The sequence below is a fragment of the Variovorax sp. FW301-JW7 genome, assembly GCF_058788795.1.
Genome location: NZ_JBYTBC010000006.1, coordinates 197,899 through 218,737, shown reverse-complemented (window position 1 = coordinate 218,737; position 20,839 = coordinate 197,899). Strand labels below are relative to the sequence as shown.

At 72.0% G+C, this 20,839-nt stretch carries 4 protein-coding genes; 3 read left to right on the top strand and 1 reads right to left on the bottom strand.

Features of this window, described 5'->3' with window-relative positions:
* Position 1: 1 nt before the first annotated feature.
* Genes AC3WQM_RS18375 through AC3WQM_RS18365 form a run of 3 tightly spaced genes read left to right on the top strand, consistent with a single transcriptional unit; the run spans position 2 to position 18,243 of the window.
* Positions 2-3,106: a non-ribosomal peptide synthetase gene (locus tag AC3WQM_RS18375; RefSeq protein ID WP_492680705.1), complete on the top strand. Its 3,105-nt coding sequence runs from the start codon at positions 2-4 to the stop codon at positions 3,104-3,106.
* Positions 3,103-10,866 carry an amino acid adenylation domain-containing protein gene (locus AC3WQM_RS18370; RefSeq protein ID WP_492680703.1) on the top strand — a complete coding sequence of 2,588 codons (7,764 nt, stop codon included), beginning with the start codon at positions 3,103-3,105 and terminating at the stop codon, positions 10,864-10,866. Before AC3WQM_RS18375 ends, AC3WQM_RS18370 begins: the two co-directional genes overlap by 4 nt.
* Positions 10,867-18,243 carry an amino acid adenylation domain-containing protein gene (locus AC3WQM_RS18365; RefSeq protein ID WP_492680701.1) on the top strand — a complete coding sequence of 2,459 codons (7,377 nt, stop codon included), beginning with the start codon at positions 10,867-10,869 and terminating at the stop codon, positions 18,241-18,243. It abuts the gene before it with no gap.
* 92 nt (positions 18,244-18,335) lie between these two features.
* On the opposite strand, the gene AC3WQM_RS18360 is transcribed toward AC3WQM_RS18365, so the two are convergent.
* Entirely contained in the window at positions 18,336-20,783 is a 2,448-nt protein-coding gene (locus tag AC3WQM_RS18360; RefSeq protein WP_492680699.1) for a TonB-dependent siderophore receptor, read from the bottom strand.
* Positions 20,784-20,839 lie beyond the last annotated feature (56 nt).

Below are 20,839 nucleotides of genomic sequence, written 5' to 3'. Positions count from 1 at the left end.
AATGACGACCATGACCGACCACTTCGACGACACCACCTTCCCGCTGAGCCCCGAACAACGCGCGGTGCCGGCCGACGCGCCGCGCCTGCTACTGCGCGCCGACATCGAGGGCGGGCTCGACGCGGCGCGCCTGCGCGACGTGGTGGCGCGCGTACTGGGCGCGCACGGCGCGCTGTGCAGCGCCATCCGTGCGGTGCCGGGCTACCGCGGCCTGCGCCAGCAGTACACCGACGGGATGACGCCGCTGGCCTGGGCGAACGCAGACCTGCGCGATGCGCCTGAAGCTGCCTTGGCCGAATGGCTGGCGAACCTGCAGGCCGCGCCGCTGGACATCGCGCGCGGCGAGATGGTCCATGCCGGGCTCGCGCGCACCGGTGAGGCGCGCCACACGCTGGCGCTTTCCGTGCACGCCTGGGTCGGCGACCGCGGCAGCCTGCAGCACCTGTTCGACCAGATCGCCACGGCCTTCGTGGACGCGAACAGCTTCGATGCCGCTGAGGTGTTCCCGTATGCACGCTTCGTGACCTGGCGCCAGGACCTGCTCGACGGCGAAGACGCCGCCGAGGGACGCGCCTACTGGCAGCGCTACCTCGCGCAGGCGTCCTCGCTCACACTGCCGCGCCTGGTCGGCCGGCAGGCTGCCGCCTCCCAACAGGCTGCGCGTGTGCGTGCCGACGAATCCGTCGACGCCACTTTCGCAGGCCGCATTGCCGCCTGCGCCGACACACTGGGCGCACAGCCCGACACGCTGCTGCAGGCCGTCTGGTGGCTGCTGATCGCGCGGCTGGACGGCACCGGCCGTTTCATCGCTGGCTGGCAGCACGACTGCCGTCGCGACTACCCGCCGATGCAGGGTGCGGTCGGCGTGTTCGACAAGGTGCTGCCGCTCATCGTCGAGACCGCCCCCGAGACGCGCTTTGCCGATTGGTTCGACAACGTCGACGGCACGCTGGCCGCGCATGTCGAGGCGCAGGAATACTGGGCCGTCGAGGCGCCGCCCATCGCCGCGCACCTCGCGGTCGGCTTCGCGTGCCACGACCGGCCGCACCGCCACGGCATCGATCCGCAATGGCAACTGGCTGCGCTGCCGGGGCCGTTGCCGGCTTTCGAACTCGCCCTGCAGGTCGCATGGGGCGCGGACGGTGCCGCGCTCTCGGTGCATGCCGATGCCGCACGCCACTGCGAGGTGGCGGCGCAGCGCCTGCTGATGCAATACCTCTGCCTGCTGGACGCCATCGTCGAACGCCCCGACGCCGCACTCGGCGCGTTGCCGCTGGTCGGTGCGCGTGAGTGCGAGTTGCTGCTGCAGTCGCAGGAAGCCGTGGCCGATGTCGGCACGCAGACGGTCACGCAGCGCATCGCCCACTGGGCCGTCGAGACACCCGACGCGCCCGCGCTCGAAGCGGGCGAGCAGCGCCTGAGCTACCGCGAACTCGACCAGCGCACCAGCCGCGTCGCCCGCTGGCTGCTAGGGCAGGGCGTGGTGCCGGGCACCATCGTCGCGCTGAACCTGCCACGCGCGCTCGACCTGCCGGTGGCGATCCTCGCCGTCTGGCGCGCCGGCGCCGCCTACCTGCCGCTCGACCCCGACTGGCCCGAGGCGCGTCGCGCGGCGGTGCTGGCCGATGCGAAACCCATCTTCACCATCGACGCGGCATTGCCCGATGTGAGCACGTTGCTCGACGCGGAAGTGGCATCGCACATCGCCGCACCGAGCGACCTCGCCTACGTGCTCTACACCTCCGGCTCCACCGGCACGCCCAAGGGCGTGGCCGTCGAGCAGGGCCAGCTGCAGAACTACGTGGCAGCGGCTTCGGCGGCGATGCAGCTCGACACCTGCCGCCGCTGGGCGCTCACCAGCTCGGTCGCGGCCGACCTGGGCAACACCGCGCTGTTCGGCGCGTTCCACAACGGCGCCTGCCTCGTCGTGGCGGCGCCGCACGAGGCCAAGGACGCCGAGGCCTTCGCGCGCTTCATGCGCACGCATGCCATCGACGCGCTGAAGATCGTGCCCTCGCACCTCGAAGCGCTGCTCGAAAGCGCCGCGCCCTGCCTGCCGCGCACGCTGGTGCTGGGCGGCGAGGCCGCGCCGCGCGCGCTGGTCGAGCGCATCGCGCAGCTGGCGCCGCAGTGCGCCATCTACAACCACTACGGGCCGACCGAGGCCACGGTCGGCGTCATGGTGCATGCCGTCGAACCCGGCGCGCCCGTGCCCGGGCAGCTGCCGCTGACGCGCGTGCTCGCGAACAACCGCGTGCGCGTGCTCGATGCGTCGCGCGGCCTCGTGCCGGCGGGTGGGCTGGGCGAGGTCTACATCGGCGGTGCGCAGCTGTGCCGAGGCTACCTGAATCGCGCGAACGCTGACGTGTTCGTCGCGGACCCGTTCCGCGCCGGTGAGCGTCTCTATCGCACGGGCGACCTCGCGTGGGTGCTGCCCGAAGGCGGCCTGAGGCTCGCGGGGCGTGCCGACCACCAGGTGAAGGTCCACGGCTACCGCGTGGAGCCGGCCGAGGTCGAGGCGGCGCTGCTGGCGCGTCCCGGTGTGCGCCAGGCGGTGGTGCTGGCCGTGCCCGATGCGGCCGGTGCGACCACGCTCGCCGCCTTCTTCGTCGGCGACAGCGAGGCGGCCGACGGCCGCGCGCTGCGCGAGCAACTCGCCGCGTTGCTGCCCGCACACATGGTGCCCGCGAGCTGCACGGCCGTGAGCGCCTTCGCGCGCCTGCCGAACGGCAAGATCGACCGGCTCGCGCTGGAGGCCTCGGCCCCGGCCGAAGCGCCACGGCGCGCAGTGACGGCGCCGCGCGACGCGCTCGAAGCGCTGCTCGCCGACGGCATGGCCACGCTGCTGGGCAGCGGCCCGGTCGGCGTGGAAGACGATTTCTTCGAACTCGGCGGCCACTCGCTGCAGGTCATCAAGCTGGTGGCGCGCATCCGCAAGCTGCTGCAGGTCGAGGTGGCGGCCGGCGTGGTGTTCGACCACCCGACACCCGCGGCGCTCGCCGCTGTGCTGCGCGAGGCCAGCGCCGACGCGGTCGCACTCGAACGGCTGGCGCAGACGCACCGGCAGCGCGACCTCGCCGACGAATCCGTGGGCGAGGCCGCATGAGCATCGCCATGGACGAGATCACCCGCACCGTGCACGACGGCCAGGCGGTGCCGCTGTCGTATGCGCAGGAGCAGCTGTGCTTCCTGCAGAAGCTCGAGCCCAGGCTCACGGCCTACAACCTGCCGCGCGTGTTCCGGCTGACCGGTGCGCTCGACGTCGATGCGCTGGAACGCGCGTTCCAGGCGGTCGTTGCGCGCCACGCGATCCTGCGCACGCACTTCGTCGAGCACGACGGCGTGCCGATGCAGGTGGTGCAGGCCGAGGTGCCGTTCGCGCTGGAGCGCATCGACCTCTCGGACCAGGGCGCCGAAGCGCAGCAGGCCGCGGTTGATGCACTCGTGCGCCGCACCGCGACGCATGTGTTCGACCTGGGCCGCGCGCCTGCACTGATTGCACGGCTTGCGAAGCTCGCCGACGACCGGCATGTGCTGACCGTCTGCCTGCATCACATCGTGTCCGACGCCCGGTCGAACCCGATCCTGGCGCGCGACCTCGGCGCGGCCTACGCGCTGGCGCTGCGCAGCGACGGCCCGGTGCAGCTGCCGCCGCTGCCCGTGCAGTACGCCGACTTTGCCGTGTGGCAACGCGCCCGCGTGCAGGGCGGGGCGCTCGCGCCGCAGCTCGACCACTGGAACCGCCACCTCGGCGATGAGGTGCCGTCGCTCGACCTGCCGACCGACCGTGCGCGCCCCGCGCAGCAGACCTTCGCCGGCACCGCGCTCGGCTTCGAGCTGCCGCCGGCTCTGGCGGCGGCGCTGCAGGCCTTTTGCCGCGCCGAACGCTGCACGCCGTTCGTCGTGCTGCTCGCGGCCTGGCAGGTGCTGCTGTCGCGCTGCAGCGGGCAGGACGATTTCGCCATCGGCGTGCCCAATGCCGGCCGTCACCGCGAGGAGGTGCAGGACCTGCTGGGCTTTTTCATCACGACCCAGGTGTTCCGCGCGCGGCTCGCTCCCCGGCGCACGCTGCGCGAGGTGTGCCGCCAGGTGCGCGCCGATGCGCTCGCCGCGCTCGACCATGCCGACCTGCCGTTCGAGGTGCTGCTGGCCAGCCGCAAGGACCGCCGCGACCCCGCACGCAGCCCGCTGTTCCAGGCCATGTTCGGCGTGCAGATGGCCGGCGAGGCCGTCGCGCTCGACTTCGCGGGCGTGCGCGCCGAGCTGCAAGAGTTCGACGACGCGGGCGCCAAGTTCGACCTGTCGCTGGACTTCTACATCGACCCGCAAAGCGTGCGGGGCCGGCTCGAATACAACACCGACCTGTTCGACGCCACGACCGCGCAGCGCCTGGTGCGCGCCTACCAGCGCGTGCTGCAGGCGATGTCGGACGACCCTGACCGCGTGCTCGCGAACCTCGTGCTCACCGATGCGGACGACGAGGCGCGGCTGCGTGCGTGGAGCGAGAACCTGCCGCACCGCCCGTACACGCAGCCCGTGCACCAGAGGATCGAAGCGCAGGCGCGCGAGCGGCCCGAGGCGGTCGCGCTGGTGTTTGGCGACACGGTGCTGCGCTATGGCGAACTCGACGCGCGCGCCAACGCGCTGGCCCACCGCCTGATCGGTCGGGGCGTACGGCCCGACATGCCCGTGGGCATCGCCGCCGAGCGCAGCCTCGAGATGGTCGTGGGGCTGCTGGCGATCCTCAAGGCCGGCGGCGCCTATGTACCCATTGACCCCGAGCTGCCGCGCGAACGCATCGCCTACATGCTCGAAGACAGCGGCGTGACGCTGCTGCTCACGCAATCGCACCTGCGCGAGGCGCTGCCGGTGGCGGCGCATGTGCAGTTGCTGGCGCTCGATGCGCTCGACCTGTCGGCCGAATCCACCGCCTGCCCGCAGGTCGCACTGCATGGCGAGAACCTCGCCTACGTGATCTTCACCTCGGGCTCCACGGGCCGTCCCAAGGGCGCGGCCAACCGCCACAACGCCCTCTACAACCGCCTGGCTTGGATGCAGGACGCCTACGCGTTGAATGATGGCGACACTGTGCTGCAGAAGACGCCGTTCGGCTTCGACGTGTCGGTGTGGGAGTTTTTCTGGCCGCTGATGCAGGGCGCGCGCCTTGTCGTCGCTGCGCCCGGCGATCACCGCGAGCCGGCTCGCCTGGTCGAGTTGATCCGCGCGCACGGCGTGACCACGCTGCATTTCGTGCCCTCGATGCTGCAGGCCTTCCTGGCGCACGAGGGCATCGAGGCCTGCACCAGCCTGCGGCGCATCGTCTGCAGCGGCGAGGCGCTGCCGGCCGAGGCGCAGGCGAAGGTATTCGAGCGCCTGCCGGGCGCGGGGCTCTACAACCTCTACGGCCCGACCGAGGCGGCCATCGACGTGACGCACTGGACCTGCCGCGCCGACGGCCTGAACCATGTCGCCATCGGCCGGCCCATCGCGGGCTGCAGGACCTATGTGCTCGACGCGGGCCTGAACCCGGTGCCGCCAGGCGTGGGCGGCGAGCTGTACCTGGGCGGCATCGGCCTGGCGCGCGGTTACCTGCACCGGCTGGGCCTCACGGCCGAGCGTTTCGTCGCCGACCCCTTCAGCGACAGCGGCGAGCGGCTGTACCGCACGGGCGACCTCGTGCGCTGGCGCGACGACGGCCAGCTGGTTTACCTGGGCCGCATCGACCACCAGGTGAAGGTACGGGGCTTTCGCATCGAGCTCGGCGAGATCGAGGCGCAGCTGCTGGCACAGCCGCAGGTGCGCGAGGCCGTGGTGGTGGCCGACGAAGGCCCCGGTGGCACGCGGCTGGTGGGGTACGTGTCGCCGCAGCCCGGTGCGGCGGTGGACGTGGCCGTGCTCAAGGCGCGCCTGGCCGAGGTGCTGCCCGAGTACATGGTGCCGTCGCTGCTGTGCGTGCTGCCGGCCCTGCCGCTCAACGCCAACGGCAAGATCGATCGCAAGTCGCTGCCCAGGCCCGAGCGCGGCGGGGCGCAGGCCTACGAAGCGCCCGAGGGTGCGGTCGAGCAGGCGCTCGCCACGGTCTGGGCCGAGGTGCTGGGCCTGCCGCGCGTGGGCCGGCAGGACAACTTCTTCGAACTCGGCGGCGATTCGATCCTGAGCCTGCAGATCGTGTCGCGGCTGCGCACGGCCGGCTGGAAGCTCACGCCGCGCCAGATGTTCGAGCGCCAGACCGTCGCCGGGCAGGCGGCCGTGGCCGAGCCCGTGGACGCTGCGGTGCAGGCCGAGCAGACCGCAGCCGAAGGCCAGGTGCCGCTGCTGCCGTTCCAGGCCGCGTTCTTAGAGGCCGACATGCCCGAGCGCGATCACTGGAACCAGTCGCTGCTGCTGCAGGGCCGCGAGCCGCTGGCGGTGCCCGCGCTCGAAGCCGCGCTGGCGGCCGTGGTGCAGCACCACGACGCCTTCCGTCTGCGCTTCCATCGCGCGGCCGATGGCCGCTGGCGGCAGGCCTACGAGGCCCTGCCGGCGCGCTGGCGCGAGGAATGGCTCTGGGTGCGCGATGCAGCGAACCCCGCGCAGATCGCCGCGCTGTGCGACGAGGCGCAGCGCAGCCTCGACCTCGCGCACGGGCCGCTGCTGCGTCCGCTGGTCATCCGCCTGCCCGGCGGCGACTGGCGCCTGCTGCTGGCCGCGCACCACCTCGTGGTTGATGGCGTGTCGTGGCGCATCGTGCTCGACGACCTGGCCGCCGCGTACACACAGTGCCGCGATAGCCAACCGGTCGCGCTGCCGCCGAAGAGCGCCAGTTTGCAGGCCTGGGCGCGCGCGCTGCAGAGCGAGGCTGCCGCGATGGATGGCGAACTCGCGCACTGGCAGGCCTTCGCCGACGTGCCGGTCGCGCTGCCCTGCGCGCGGCCCGAGGGCGTGAACACCGTGGCGCGCCGCGCCAGCATCGCGTGGCAGCTCGACCGCGCGCGCACGCAGGCGTTGCTCAAGGTTGCGCCTGCCGCCTACCGCACGCAGGTCAACGACCTGCTGCTCACGGCATTGGGGCGCGCGCTGTGCGGCTGGAGCGGGCATGCGCAGCTCGCGATCCTGCTCGAAGGGCACGGCCGCGAAGACATCCTGCCGGTGCAGAAGGCGCTCGACCTGTCGCGCACCACGGGGTGGTTCACCAGCCTGTTTCCCGTGCGGCTCGATCCGCTGGGCGCGTGGGGCGATGCGATCAAGCGCGTGAAGGAAGACCTGCGCCGCGTGCCGCAACGCGGGCTCGGCCATGGCGTGCTGAGGCACCTGGGCACGGACGCACAGCAGCAGGCGCTGCGCGCATTGCCGCGGCCGCAGCTGGTCTTCAACTACCTGGGGCAGGTTGATGGTGCAGCAGAGGCCGTGTGGTCGCTCGCACCTGAAGACGCGGGCGAGCCGGTCGCCGCGAGCGCACCGCTGCTGCACGAATTCAGCGTCAACGCGCAGGTGCGCGACGGTGCGCTGCAACTGACGGTGGACTTCAGCGCGGCGCGGCATGCGCAGGAGGACGTGCAGGGCTGGGTGAACCGCTTCGGCGACGAACTCGAAGCGCTGATCGCGCACTGCACCTCGGGCGCTTGCGGCGTCACGCCGTCGGACTTCCCGCTGGCCGGGCTCGACGCCGCGCAGCTCGACGCGCTGCCGCTGCCCGTGGCGCAACTCGAAGACCTCTATCCGCTGTCGCCGATGCAGTCCGGCATGCTGTTCCACAGCCTGGTCGATGCACAGGGTGAGGCCTACGTCAACCAGCTGTGCATGGACATCGACGGCCTCGATGCCGAGCGCTTCCGCGCCGCATGGCAGCGCGTGCTCGCGCGCCACGAGATCCTGCGCAGCGGCTTCCTGGCTGACGGCGCCACGCCGCTGCAATGGGTGGTGCGCGCCGCCGAGATGCCGTGGGCCGTGCAAGACCTGCGCGAGAGCGTCGACGTGCCAGGTGCACTGGCGCGGCTGGCCGCGTCGCAGCGTGCGAGCGGCTTCGACCTCGTGCGCCCGCCGTTGATGCGCATCGCGCTGGCCCGCACGCAGGCGCAGCGGCACCACCTTGTCTGGACCTACCACCACCTGCTGCTCGACGGCTGGAGCGTGGCGCAGCTGCTGGCCGAGGTGCTGCGCAGCTACGCGGGGCAGGCCGGCGAGCCCGCGCCGGGGCGTTTCCGAGATCACATCGCGTGGCTCGCAACGCGCGACGCGCAGGCCGGCGAGGCGCACTGGCGCAACGTGCTGGCCGGTGTGGAAGAACCGACGCGCCTTGCCACGGCGCTGGTGCCGCCTGTCGCACCGCGCCCGGGCAAGGCCCGCCAGCGGCTGGCCTTCGACACCGAAGCCACGCGCGGCCTGCGCGAAGCCGCGCGGGCCGCGCACGTCACGCTCAACACCGTTGTGCAGGCCGCCTGGGCGCTGCTGCTGGGCCAGCGCACGCGCACCGGCACCGTCGTGTTCGGCGCCACCGTCGCTGGCCGCAGCGCCGAGATGCCGGGTGCCGAGCGCATGCTGGGCCTGTTCATCAACACGCTGCCCGTGGTCGCGCGCCTGCGGCCCGGCCAGCCCGTGGGCGAATGGCTGCGCGAACTGCAGGCGGCGCAGGTCGCGTCGCGCGAACACGAGCACACGCCGCTGCACGAGATCCAGGCCTGGGCTGGGCGGGGCGGGCAGGGCCTGTTCAACACGCTGGTGGTGTTCGAGAACTACCCGGTCGATGCGGCCTTGCGTGGCGATGCTGCGGCCGGCCTGAGCTTCGGCGCGGTGCACACGAAGGAAGAAACCTCGTACCCGCTGACGCTGATGGTGCATGACGATGCAGCGCTGCACATCGACCTCGTGCATGCGCTCGACGTGTGCGACGAGGCGCAGGCCGCCGCGCTCGTGGGCCAGTTGCGTGCGGCGCTGCTGGCGTTGGCTGGCGATGCGACGCAGGCCATGGGTCGACTGACGCTGGCCGATGCGGCCGAGCGCGAGCGGTTGTCGTGCTGGTCACGCGGCGCATTCACGCCGCAAAAGGTCGTGTCCGTCCACCACCTCATCGAACAGCAGGCGAAGGCGAACCCCGACGCGCTGGCACTCGTCACGGCCGAGCATCGCCTCACCTACGCCGCACTCAATCGCCTCGCCAACCGCTGGGCCCACCGCCTGATCGCGCAGGGCGTGCGGCCTGACATGGCGGTCGCGATCGCGGTCGATCGCTCGGCCGAGACCGTCGTCGGCCTGCTCGCCGTGCTCAAGGCTGGCGGCGCGTACGTGCCGCTCGACCCGGCGTTCCCGACCGAGCGGCTGGCCTACATGGTCGAGGACAGCGGTGCCTCGCTGCTGCTCACGCGCCGCGCGTTGATGCCCCGTTTGCCCGACGCAGCGAGTGTGCAGCGGCTCGCCTTCGACCTCGACGCGGCCGACGACGGCATGGCCGCCTGGCCCGACCACGACCCGGCGGTGCCGGTGCATGGCGAGCAGCTGGCCTATGTGCTCTACACCTCGGGCTCCACCGGCCGCCCCAAGGGCGTGGCGATGCGCCACGACGCGGTGGCGCGTCTCATCGCGTGGCAGCTGCAACGCCTGCCGGGCGCGAGCCGCACGCTGCTGTTCGCCTCGCCGTGCTTCGACGTCGCGTTCCAGGAGATGGTCAGCGGGCTGGCCGGCGGAGGTTGCCTCGTGCAGACCACCGACGCGCAGCGGCTCGACCTCGATGCGCTCGAGGCGTTGGTGCACGGAGAAGGCGTCGAACGCATGTTCCTCACCTTCTCGGTGCTGCAGCATTTCGCCGAACAGTCGCTGGCCTCGGGCCGTCGGCTGCCGGCGCTGCGCCAGGTCGTCACGGCGGGCGAGCAGCTCAAGCGCACGCCCGCGCTGGCCGAGTGGCTGGCGCGCGAATCGCAGTGCCGGCTCATCAACCAGTACGGGCCGACCGAGACGCACGTGGTGAGCGAGCTCGTGCTCGACGGCGCGGGCGATGAAAACCTGCCACCCATCGGCACGCCCGCATCGAGCGCACGCCTGCATGTGCTCGATGCGCATCTGAACCCCGTGCCGGTCGGCGTAGCCGGCGAGCTGTGCGTCGGTGCCGAGGTGCTGGCGCGCGGCTACCTGCGCCGGGCCGGCCTGACGGCGCAGCGCTTCGTCGCCGACCCGTTCGATGGGCACGGTGGGCGGCTCTACCGCACCGGCGACCTCGTGCGCTGGCGCGATGACGGCCAGCTCGAGTACCTCGGCCGGCTCGACCACCAGGTGAAGGTGCGGGGCTTTCGCATCGAACTCGGCGAGGTCGAGGCGCAGCTGCTCGCGCAGCCCGGTGTGCGCCAGGCCCTGGTGCTGGCGCAGGAAGGGCCGGGCGGTGCGCGGCTGGTGGCCTATGCGGCCGGCGCCGAAGGCCAGCCGCTGCGTCCCGCGGCGCTGCGTGCGGGGCTGGCGGCGGCGCTGCCCGACTACATGGTGCCGAGCGTCATCGTCGCGATGCCGCAGGGGCTGCCGTTGAACGCCAACGGCAAGATCGATCGGCAGGCGCTGCCACCGCCCGAGGCCGCGGAAGAGCGTGCCCACGTGCCGCCGCAGGGCGCCACCGAAGCCGCGCTGGCCGGCCTCTGGGCGCAGGTGCTGGGGCTGTCGCGCGTGGGGCGCGGCGACAACTTCTTCGAGCTCGGCGGGCATTCGCTCGCGGTGCTCAAGCTGCGCCAGCAGGTCAAGGCGCAGATGGGCATCGACCTGCCGCTGCAGCGCTACTTCGAGCTGCCCGACCTGGCGGCGTGCGCGCAGGCGCTCGACGCGCAAGGGCCGGCGCAGGCGCAGCAGGCCGCGCAGGCCGAGAGCGATCTCGATCGCATGGATGCATTGTTGGAAAGTCTGGGGGGTTGAGTGAGCAGTAGCGAACGCAGTAGGGCCATCGCACAACGGCTGGCGGGTTTGCCGCCGGCGCGGCAGAAGGAATTCATCGCCGCGTTGCGTGCGCAGGGTATCGACTTCGGCCGCCTGCCGATCGTGCCCGACCCGGCCGCCGTGCCCGGTGCGCCGCGGCCTGCGTCGTATGCGCAGGCGCGCCAGTGGTTCCTCTGGCAGATGGACCCCGAAAGCACGGCGCAGCACATCACGGCCGCGCTCACGCTGCATGGCGCGCTCGACCATGCGGCGCTGCGCGCGAGCCTGCAGGCGCTGGTGGCGCGGCACCCGTCACTGCGCACGCGCTTCGGCGTGAGCGACGACGGCGTGCCGCAGCAGACCGTGTCGCCCGAGGCGGTGCTCGACCTGCGCGAAGCCGATCTGCGCGCCCACCCCGCGCAGGTGCGCGACGAGGCTGCGCGCCTCGTGCGCACGCCCTTCGATCTGTCGCGCGGCCCGCTGTTGCGCGTGGGCCTGCTGCGCACCAGCGAGACCGCGCACCTGTTGGTGCTGGTGATGCACCACATCGTGTCCGACGGCTGGTCGATGCAGCTGCTGGTCGACGACTTCGGCGCGCTGTACCAGGCCCATTGCCACGGGAACGCCGCCGCCGTGCCGCCCGCGCCCGCCCTGCAGTACGCCGACTACGCCGCTTGGCAGCGCCACTGGCTCGAAGCAGGCGAGGGCGAACGCCAACTCGCCTACTGGACCGAACGCCTGGGCGGCGAACAGCCGCTGCTGCAACTGCCTGCCGACCGCGCGCGCCCGCCGCAGGGGCCGTACCTGGCCGCACGCCACCGGCTCGACCTGCCGGGCGAACTGGCACAGGCGCTGCGCCGCCGCGCGAGCGCCGAGGGCGCGACGCTCTTCATGGTGCTGCTGGCCGGCTTCCAGGCGCTGCTGCATCGCTACACGGGCCAGGGCGACATCCGGCTCGGCGTGCCCGTGGCCAACCGCGACCGGCCCGAGACGGCCGGCATCCTCGGCCTGTTCGTCAACACGCAGGTGCTGCGCGCCGAACTGGCCGGCCACACCACGCTGGCCCAGGCGCTGGCACAGGCACGCGAAGCGGCTCTGGGCGCGCAGGCGCACCAGGACCTGCCGTTCGAACAGCTGGTCGAGGCGCTGCAGCCCGAGCGCAGCCTGAGCCACCCGCCACTGTTCCAGGTGATCTTCAACCACCGGCAGCAGGACCTGGGCGCGCTCGACCGGCTCGAAGGCCTGCGCATCGAACCCTGCGAACTCGACGAACAGGCGGCGCCCTTCGAGCTCGCGCTCGACACGCTGGAGCAGGCCGACGGCACGCTCGGCCTGAGCTTCACGTATGCCCGCGCGATCTTCGAGCCCGCGACCATCGAACGCATGGCCGCGCACTACGTTGCGGTGCTGCGCCAGCTGGCCGACGACCCCACGCGCACGCTGCGCGAGGTGGCGCTGCTCAGTTCGCAGGAGCATGCCCAACTGCGCCAATGGGGCGAGGGCCAGGACACGGCCTGGGACGAGGTGCCCGTGCACCGCCTCGTCGAGCGCCAGGCCGCGCTGCGGCCCGAGGCCACGGCGCTGATCGTCGATGGCGTGCCGATGAGCTTCCGCGACTTCGATCGGCGCGCCAACCGGCTCGCCCACGCCCTCATCGCGCAGGGCGTGCAGCCCGAGGACCGCATCGGCCTCGCAGTGGAGCGTTCGCCCGAGATGGTGGTGGCGCTGCTCGGCGTGCTGAAGGCGGGCGCGGCCTATGTGCCGCTCGACCCCGACTACCCGCCCGAGCGGCTGGACTTCATGGCGGCCGACAGCGGCGTGCGGCTGCTGCTCACGCAGGCGCGCGTGCGGGAACGGCTGGGCGCATCGATGCAGGCGCTGCCCGCGCTGCTGCTCGACGGCGGCGTGCTCGACAGCGGGCCCGAAGACGCACCCGATGTCGCGGTGCATCCCGAACACCTGGCCTATGTGATCTACACCTCGGGCTCCACCGGCCAACCCAAGGGCGTGGCCGTGGCGCATGGCCCGTTGAGCATGCACATCCAGACCATCGGCCGCGCCTACGGCATGACGCCCGAAGACCGCGAGCTGCAGTTCGCATCGATCAACTTCGACGGCGCGCACGAGCGCATCTGGACGCCGCTGGCCTTCGGCGCCACGCTGATGCCGCGCAGCCAGGAGCTGTGGACCGTGCACCGCAGCCGCGAAGAGATGCGGCGCCACGGCATCACCGTCGCCTGCTTCACGCCGGGCTACCTGCAGCAGATGGCCGACGAACTCGGCGAGGAAGGGCGCGTGCCCACGCTGCGTTCGTACACCGTCGGCGGCGAGGCCATGGGCCGCGTGGCCTGCGAGCGCGTGATGCAGACCTTGCAGCCGCCGCGCCTCATCAACGGCTACGGCCCGACCGAGACGGTGATCACGCCGACCATCGCCAAGGCCTATGCCGGCACCGCCTTCGACGCGGCCTACCTGCCCATCGGCGCGCCCGTGGGCGACCGCCGCGCCGTGGTGCTCGACACCGACATGAACCTGGTGCCGCCCGGCATGGCCGGCGAGCTGTACCTGGGTGGTTCGGGCCTGGCGCGCGGCTACCTGAACCGCGCCGGCCTGAGCGCCGAGCGCTTCGTGGCCGACCCCTTCGACACCGCGGGCGGGCGCCTGTACCGCACCGGCGACCTCGTGCGCTGGCGTGCCGACGGGCAGCTCGAATACCTGGGGCGGCTCGATCACCAGGTGAAGGTGCGCGGGTTCCGCATCGAGCTCGGCGAGGTCGAGGCGCGTCTGCGCGCGCAGCCCGGCGTGCGCGAGGCCGTGGTGGTCGCGCGCGAGCGTGCAGGCGGTGCGCTGCTGCTGGCCTACGTGTCGAGCCTCGACGCGCAACGCCCGGTCGAGGCCTTCACGCTGCGCGACGGGCTGGCACAGGTGCTGCCCGAGTACATGGTGCCGTCGGCGATCACCGTGCTCTTGGCGCTGCCGCTGAACGCCAACGGCAAGGTCGACCGCGCCGCGCTGCCCGAGCCCGTGTTCGCTGCTACAGCCGACAGTTGGGAAGCGCCGCAGGGCGCGGCCGAGGAGGCGATGGCCGCCGTGTGGGCCGAGGTGCTGGGCGCGCCCCGCGTGGGCCGCAACGACAATTTCTTCGAACTCGGCGGCCATTCGCTGCTGGCCATGCAGCTGCTCGAGCGGCTGCGCCGCCAGGGCTTCGGCGCGCAGGTGCGCACGCTGTTCCAGAACCCGCGCTTCGCCGACTTCGCGCGCGCCACGCTGGAGGCCGGCGCCTCGCCGCGACCGGCGCCGGTGGTGCCCGACAACGCGATTCCCGAAGGCTGCACACGGCTCACGCCGCAGATGCTGCCGCTGGTCGCGCTCGACGACGCGCAGCTGCGCCGCATCGAAGCCGCCGTGCCGGGCGGCGCGGCCAACATCCAGGACATCTACCCGCTCGCGCCGCTGCAGGAAGGCCTGCTGTTCCATCACCTGATGCAGGCCGAGGGCGACGTCTACGTGCAGTCGCTGCAGATGCGCTTCGACAGCCAGGCGCGGCTGAACGCGTTCATGGACTGCCTGAACCGCGTCATCGCGCGCCACGACATGCTGCGCACCGCCGTGCTGTGGGAAGGGCTGGCGGAGCCGGTGCAGGTGGTGCACCGCCATGCACCCGCCGAGATCGAATGGCTGCCGATCGACGCCGCCGCAGGCGATGTCGCCGCGCAACTCGAGGCGCATGTTCGCCCCGGCCACTACCGCCTCGACGTGCGCCGCGCGCCGATGCTGCGTGCCATCGCCGCGCACGACGCAGCGGGCGGCGGCTGGCTGTTGCAGTTGCCGAGCCACCACCTGGCGCTCGACCATGTGTCGCGCGACCTGCTGGTCGAGGAGATCACGCTGCTGCTGCAGGGCCGCGCCGACGCGCTGCCCCCACCCGTGCCGTTCCGCAGCTTCGTCGCGCAGGCGCGGCTCGGTGCCGACGTGAGCGAGCAAGAGACCTTCTTCCGCCACATGCTCGGCGACGTGCGCGAACCGACCGCACCCTTCGATTTGTTCGATGCGCGCGGCGACGGCACGGCGGTGGAAGAAGCACACCTCGAACTCGACGCGGCGCTGGCGCAGGCCGTGCGCACGCAGGCGCAGCGCAGCGGCGTCAGCGCGGCCACGCTGTTCCACCTGGCGTGGGCACTGGTGCTGGCCAAGACCACGGGCAAGGATGACGTGGTGTTCGGCACCGTGCTGTTCGGCCGGCTCGCGGGCGGCGAGGGCGCGGGGCGCGCGCTCGGCATGATGATCAACACGCTGCCGCTGCGCGTGACGCTGGGCCGCAGCCATGCACTGGCCTGCGTGCGCCAGACGCACGCCGCGCTGGCCGGCCTGCTGCACCACGAGCACGCGAGCCTGTCGCTCGCGCAGCGCTGCAGCGCGGTGCCCAAGGGCACGCCGCTGTTTTCGACGCTGCTGAACTACCGCTATGTGGCGCAGGCGCCCGAGGCGGGTGCCGATGCCGGCGGCTGGGAAGGCATCGAGACGCTCGGCGCGCAGGAGCGTTCGAACTACGCCTTCGCGTTGTCGGTGAACGAACGCGCCGACGGCTTCGCGCTGACCGCGCAGGTCGATGCGGCGGTGGGCGCCGCGCGCGTGTGCCAGTACATGCACGATGCGGTGCGCCGCGTGGCCGACGACCTCGCGCAGGCGGCCACGCACCCCGTCGTGGCCTTCGATCTGCACACCGCCGACGAGGCACAGCGCCTGCAGGCCTGGGGCGAGAACACGCCCGCCTACCAGGACACCGCACCGGTGCATGTGCTGGTGGCACGCCAGGCCGCACTGCGGCCCGAGGCCACCGCGCTGATCTTCGGCGACCGCACGCTGAGCTACGCCGCGCTGGAGGCGCGCGCCAACCGAATGGCGCACCACCTCGTGCGCGCGGGCGTGCGGCCCGAAGTGCGCGTGGGCCTCGCGGTGCGGCGTTCGGCCGACATGGTCGTGGCGCTGCTCGCGATCCTGAAAGCGGGCGGCGCCTACGTGCCGCTCGACCCGGCGTACCCGCCGCAGCGGCTGGCCTACATGGTGGAAGACAGCGGCGTCGCGCTGCTGCTGGCCGACGATGCCGTGGTGCTGGAGCGCATCGGCATGCCCGGCGTGAAGGCGCTGACGCTCGACAGGCTCGACCTGTCGAACGGCCCGTCGCACGATCCCGGCGTGGCCGTGCACCGCGACCACCTGGCCTATGTGATCTACACCTCGGGCTCGACCGGCAAGCCCAAGGGCGTGGCCGTGGCGCACGGCCCGCTGGCCATGCACGTGCAGTCCATCGGCGAGGCCTACGGCATGACGCCGGAGGACCGCGAGCTGCAGTTCGCGTCGATCAACTTCGACGGCGCGCACGAGCGCACCTGGGTGCCGTTGGCCTTCGGCGCGGCGCTGATGCCGCGCGACGAAGAGGTCTGGCCGGTGGAGCGCACCTGCGCTGAAATCGCGCGCCACGGCATCACCATCGCCTGCTTCACGCCCGGCTACCTGCACCAGATGGCCGAGCTGATGGGCGAGGCCGCGAGCCGGCTGCCGATCCGTTCCTACACCGTGGGCGGCGAGGCGATGCCGCGCACCAGCTTCGCGCTGGTGCAGTCGGTGCTGAAGCCGCCGCGCATCGTCAACGGCTACGGGCCGACCGAGACCGTGATCACGCCGATGATCGCCAAGGCCGCGCCGGGCGAGGGCTTCGACGCGGCCTACATGCCCATCGGCCGCCTCGTGGGCGACCGCACGGCCTATGTGCTCGACGGCGCCATGAACCAGGTGCCGCCCGGCGTGGCCGGCGAGCTGTACCTGGGCGGCGACGGCCTGGCGCGCGGCTACCTGCAGCGCGCGGGCCTGAGCGCGGAACGCTTCGTGGCCGACCCCTTCGGCGCGCCGGGCGGCCGGCTCTACCGCACGGGCGACCTCGTGCGCTGGGAGGCCGACGGGCAGATGGCCTACCTGGGGCGCATCGACCACCAGGTGAAGATCCGCGGCTTTCGCATCGAGCTCGGCGAGATCGAGGCGCAGCTGCTGGCGCTGCCGCAGGTGCGCGAAGCCGTGGTCGTCGCCAGCCAGGGCGTGGGCGGCGCGCGGCTGGTGGCGTATGCGTCGCCGCTGGCGGGCGAGCGCATCGAGCCGGCGCGGCTGCGCGCCAGCCTCGCGGCGCTGCTGCCCGAGCACATGGTGCCGGCCGCCATCGTCGTGCTCGATACGCTGCCGCTGAACATGAGCGGCAAGGTCGATCGCCATGCGCTGCCGGCGCCGGTGTTCGCCGGTGGCGACGGCTACGACGCGCCGCGCGGCAGCGCCGAGCAGGCGCTCGCGCGCATCTGGTCCGAGGTGCTGGGCGTGGCACGCGTGGGCCGCGACGACAACTTCTTCGAACTCGGCGGCGATTCGCTGCTGAGCCTGAAGGTGATGGCGCAGGCACGGCGCCTGGGCCTGCCGGCGCTCGACCTGAAGCTGCACGACTTCCTGCGCGCGCCGACCATCGCGGGGCTGCTGGGCGGGCGTGCCGATGCGCCGCCGCTGGTGGCCCTGAACGCCGTGGTGCCCGGTGCGGCGCCGCTGTTCTGCCTGCACGCCGCGCTGGGCACGGTGTACGACTACGCGCCGCTGGCGCGCCGCCTGCAGGGCGTGCGCACCGTGTACGGCCTGCCGTGCCGCATGCTCGCCGATCCCGCGCATCGCGACGTGTCGCTGGCGCGCATGGCCGACGACTACGCCCGCATGCTCCGTGGCGTGCAGCCGCAGGGGCCGTACCACCTGCTGGGCTGGTCGCTCGGCGGTGCGCTCGCTGCGGCCGTGGCCGCGCGGCTCGAGGGCGAAGGGCAGGCGGTGGCGTTCCTCGGCCTGGTCGATCCCTACGTGCCCGAGCCCGACGCGCCCTTGCAGACGGTGGACGACGACGGCCGCCGCGACTTCGCCGACTTCGTCGCCTCGGCCTGGCCGGCGGCGCGCCTGGACGGGCTGCTGGACATCGACGACTTCGTCTGCGACGAGGCGACGGTCGCTGCACTGATCGCCCAGGCGCGTGCCAAGGCGCAGGCCCGTGGCGATGCACTGGAGATGCCGGCGCACGCGAACCTGCCCGACGACGAGCTGGCTTGCATCTTCCTCGTGAGCCAGCAACTGAAGGCGATCGAGACCGAGGCACTCGTGCCGCTGTGCTGCCACGCCGAGTGCTGGTGGATCGCGCGGCGCCCGGCGGCGGACCGCGCCGCGCTCGCGCTGCAACTGGGGCGGCCGGACCTCGCGAGCGCCGCGGCGCTCGACGAGGACCACCACGCGATCCTGCGCAGCCCGGTGTTGTTGACGCAACTGGGCGAGCGATTGGGCGAGGCCGAAGCCCTCGCGGCCTGAAGCGCGGGCATAAAAAAACGCACGACCCGGAAGCCGGGTCGTGCGTCAAGGGCACCTTCTGCCGGTGCCGCCCTATTTCAATCCGTCGGGTGTCAGAGCTTGTAGCTGAGCTTCAGCCAGGCGTTGCGCGGGTTGCCTTGCGTGTAGCCGTTGTAGGCGCCCAGGCCGTTGTAGTAGCGCTTGTCGCCCAGGTTCTCGATGTGCAGCGAGGCGCTCAGGCGGTTGTTGATGTCGTAGCGTGCCATCAGGCCGAACAGCGTCAGGCCGCCCTGCGAGGCGCGGCCGAGTTCGTTGAACTCGTCGTAGTAGATGCCGCTCTGGTAGCTCACGCTGCCGCCGACGGTGAGCTTGCTCCACTCACCCGGCAGGCGGTAGCTGGTGGCCACGCGGAACAGGCGGCGCGGATACTGCGGGTTCAGCAGCACGCCGTCGGCATCGCGCTTGGCGTGGTAGGTGTAGCCCGCGAGCATCTGCAGACCCGGCAGCACCTCGCCGGCGGCGGTGAGCTCGAAGCCCTTGCTCTTGGCGCCCTGCACCGCGCGGTACGGAATGCCGCCGTCGGGCAGCAGCGAGCCGGCGCCGGTGTCGATCACGGCGAGGTTGGTCTCGCGCGTCTTGAAGATCGCGGCGCTGGTGTTGAGCTTGCCGCCGAAGTGCTCGCCCTTCAGGCCCAGCTCGATGTTCTTGCCGCGCTGCGGTGCGATGAGCGAGTTGTTGCGGTCGCGCACCGTGTTGGGCTGGAAGATGTCGGTGTAGCTGCCGTACAGCGAGAGTTCCTTGCTCACGTCGAACACCACGCCCAGGTAGGGCGTGACCACGCCGTTTTCGCGCATCGAACTCACACCGGTGCGCCGCCAGGTGGTCCAGTCGAGCGTGGACGCGTCGGACTTGTACCAGGTGCCGCGAGCGCCGACGATGAGCGACAGCGGCTCGGCCAGCTTCAGGCGGGTCGAGGCGTAGATGGCTTTCTCGGTGGTGTTCAGCGGCGCCGTGTACAGCGGGTACGAGAAGGAGGTCGGCTCGGGGAAGCTCTGCAGCTGGTAGAAGTTCAGCGGCCGGCGGTCGATCGTGCGCGGCACGGCGCCGCGGGTGTACACCGTGGCGTCGTAGGTGTTGTAGCTCATGCCCACCACGGCCTCGTGCGTCTGGCCGAAGGCCTCGAACGGGCCCTTCAGGTGCACGTCGAGGGCCTTGTTGGCGCCTTCGGCGGGGTTCTCGCGGATGTCGATGGTGGAGGCGCCGGTGCGCGCGTTGATCGCGCGGTAGATGCTCAGGTCGCCCGAGGCGCGCTCGCGCTTGCTCTTGAGGTAGCTGGCGTCCACCTTCAGCTGCCAGCCCGCGCCCAGGCGCTGGTCGAGGTTGGCGAACAGCTTGTCGGAGTACATGTCCCAGTAGCTCCACGGCGCGCTGGAGTTGAACGAGCGCGGCAGGTTGGTGCGCTGGCCGTTGCTGAAGAACAGCGGGCTCTGGCCGTAGTTGGCGCCGTCGATGGCGGTCTTCTGGTGCTCGAAGCCCACCGACAGGCGCGAGCCTGCCGCGAGGTCGACTTCGAGAATGCCGTACAGCGCGTCTTCGCTGCGCTTCTTGTTCTCGATGAAGCTCTTGCCGTCGGTGCGCGAGGCCATGAAGCGGCCGCGCACGGTGCCGTCGGCGTTGAGGGGGCCGCCCACGTCGATCTCGGCGTTGGTGCGGCTCCAGCTGCCGATGCCGCCGGAGATGTGGCCGGCGAATTCGGAGGTCGGGCGCTTGCGCACGAGGTTGATGGCTCCGCCGGGCGAGCCCACGCCGTTGAGCAGGCCGGCCGCGCCGCGGATCACTTCGACGCGGTCGTAGAAGGCGGTGCTGACCATGCTCGACTCCCCGGCCACGCTGTTGAAGCCCAGCGTGGGCACGCCGTCGATCATGGTGCTCAGGGCGAAGCCGCGCGAGGAGAAGGTCACGCGCTCGTCGTTGCGGTCGGCCACGATGCCGGGCGTCTGGCGCAGCACGTCTTCGAGGGTGACGAGGTTCTGGTCGTCGATCTGCTGGCGGCCGATGACGCTGACCGACTGCGGCGTTTCGCGCAGCGACAGGTCCATGCGCGTGGCGCCGGCGGCGGCGCGCGTGGTGTACGAGCCCGTGCCTTCGGTGGTGCCGTCGGTGGAGGCCTGCGCGGCCACGGTCACGGCCGGCAGCGTGGAAGCGCCGGCCGTAGATTGGCGCTGGATGGTGACGCGCGTGGGGCCGTTGCGCACCGCCACGAGGCCGCTGCCGGCCAGCAGTCGGTCGAGCGCCTGCTGGAAGCTCAGGCGGCCCGACACGGCAGGTGCGGCCAGGCCCGAGACCACGTCACCGGCGGCGAGCACCTGCACGCCGGTCTGGCGCGACAGTTCGTTGAGCGCGGCGCCCAGCGGCTGGGCGGGGACGTTGATGTCGCGTGCTTGTGCAGCGGCCTGGTCGGCGCCCTGGGCGGCGGCGAGGCCGCTCCAGCTGGCAAGGGCGGTTCCGAAGGCAGCGGCAAGCGCGGCGCTCAGGAGTCGGTGGCGAGGCGAGAAACGCATGGGTGAAGGCTCCAGACAAATGAATCGGTGCGGCATGAAAACCGGGGCGCGCCGCA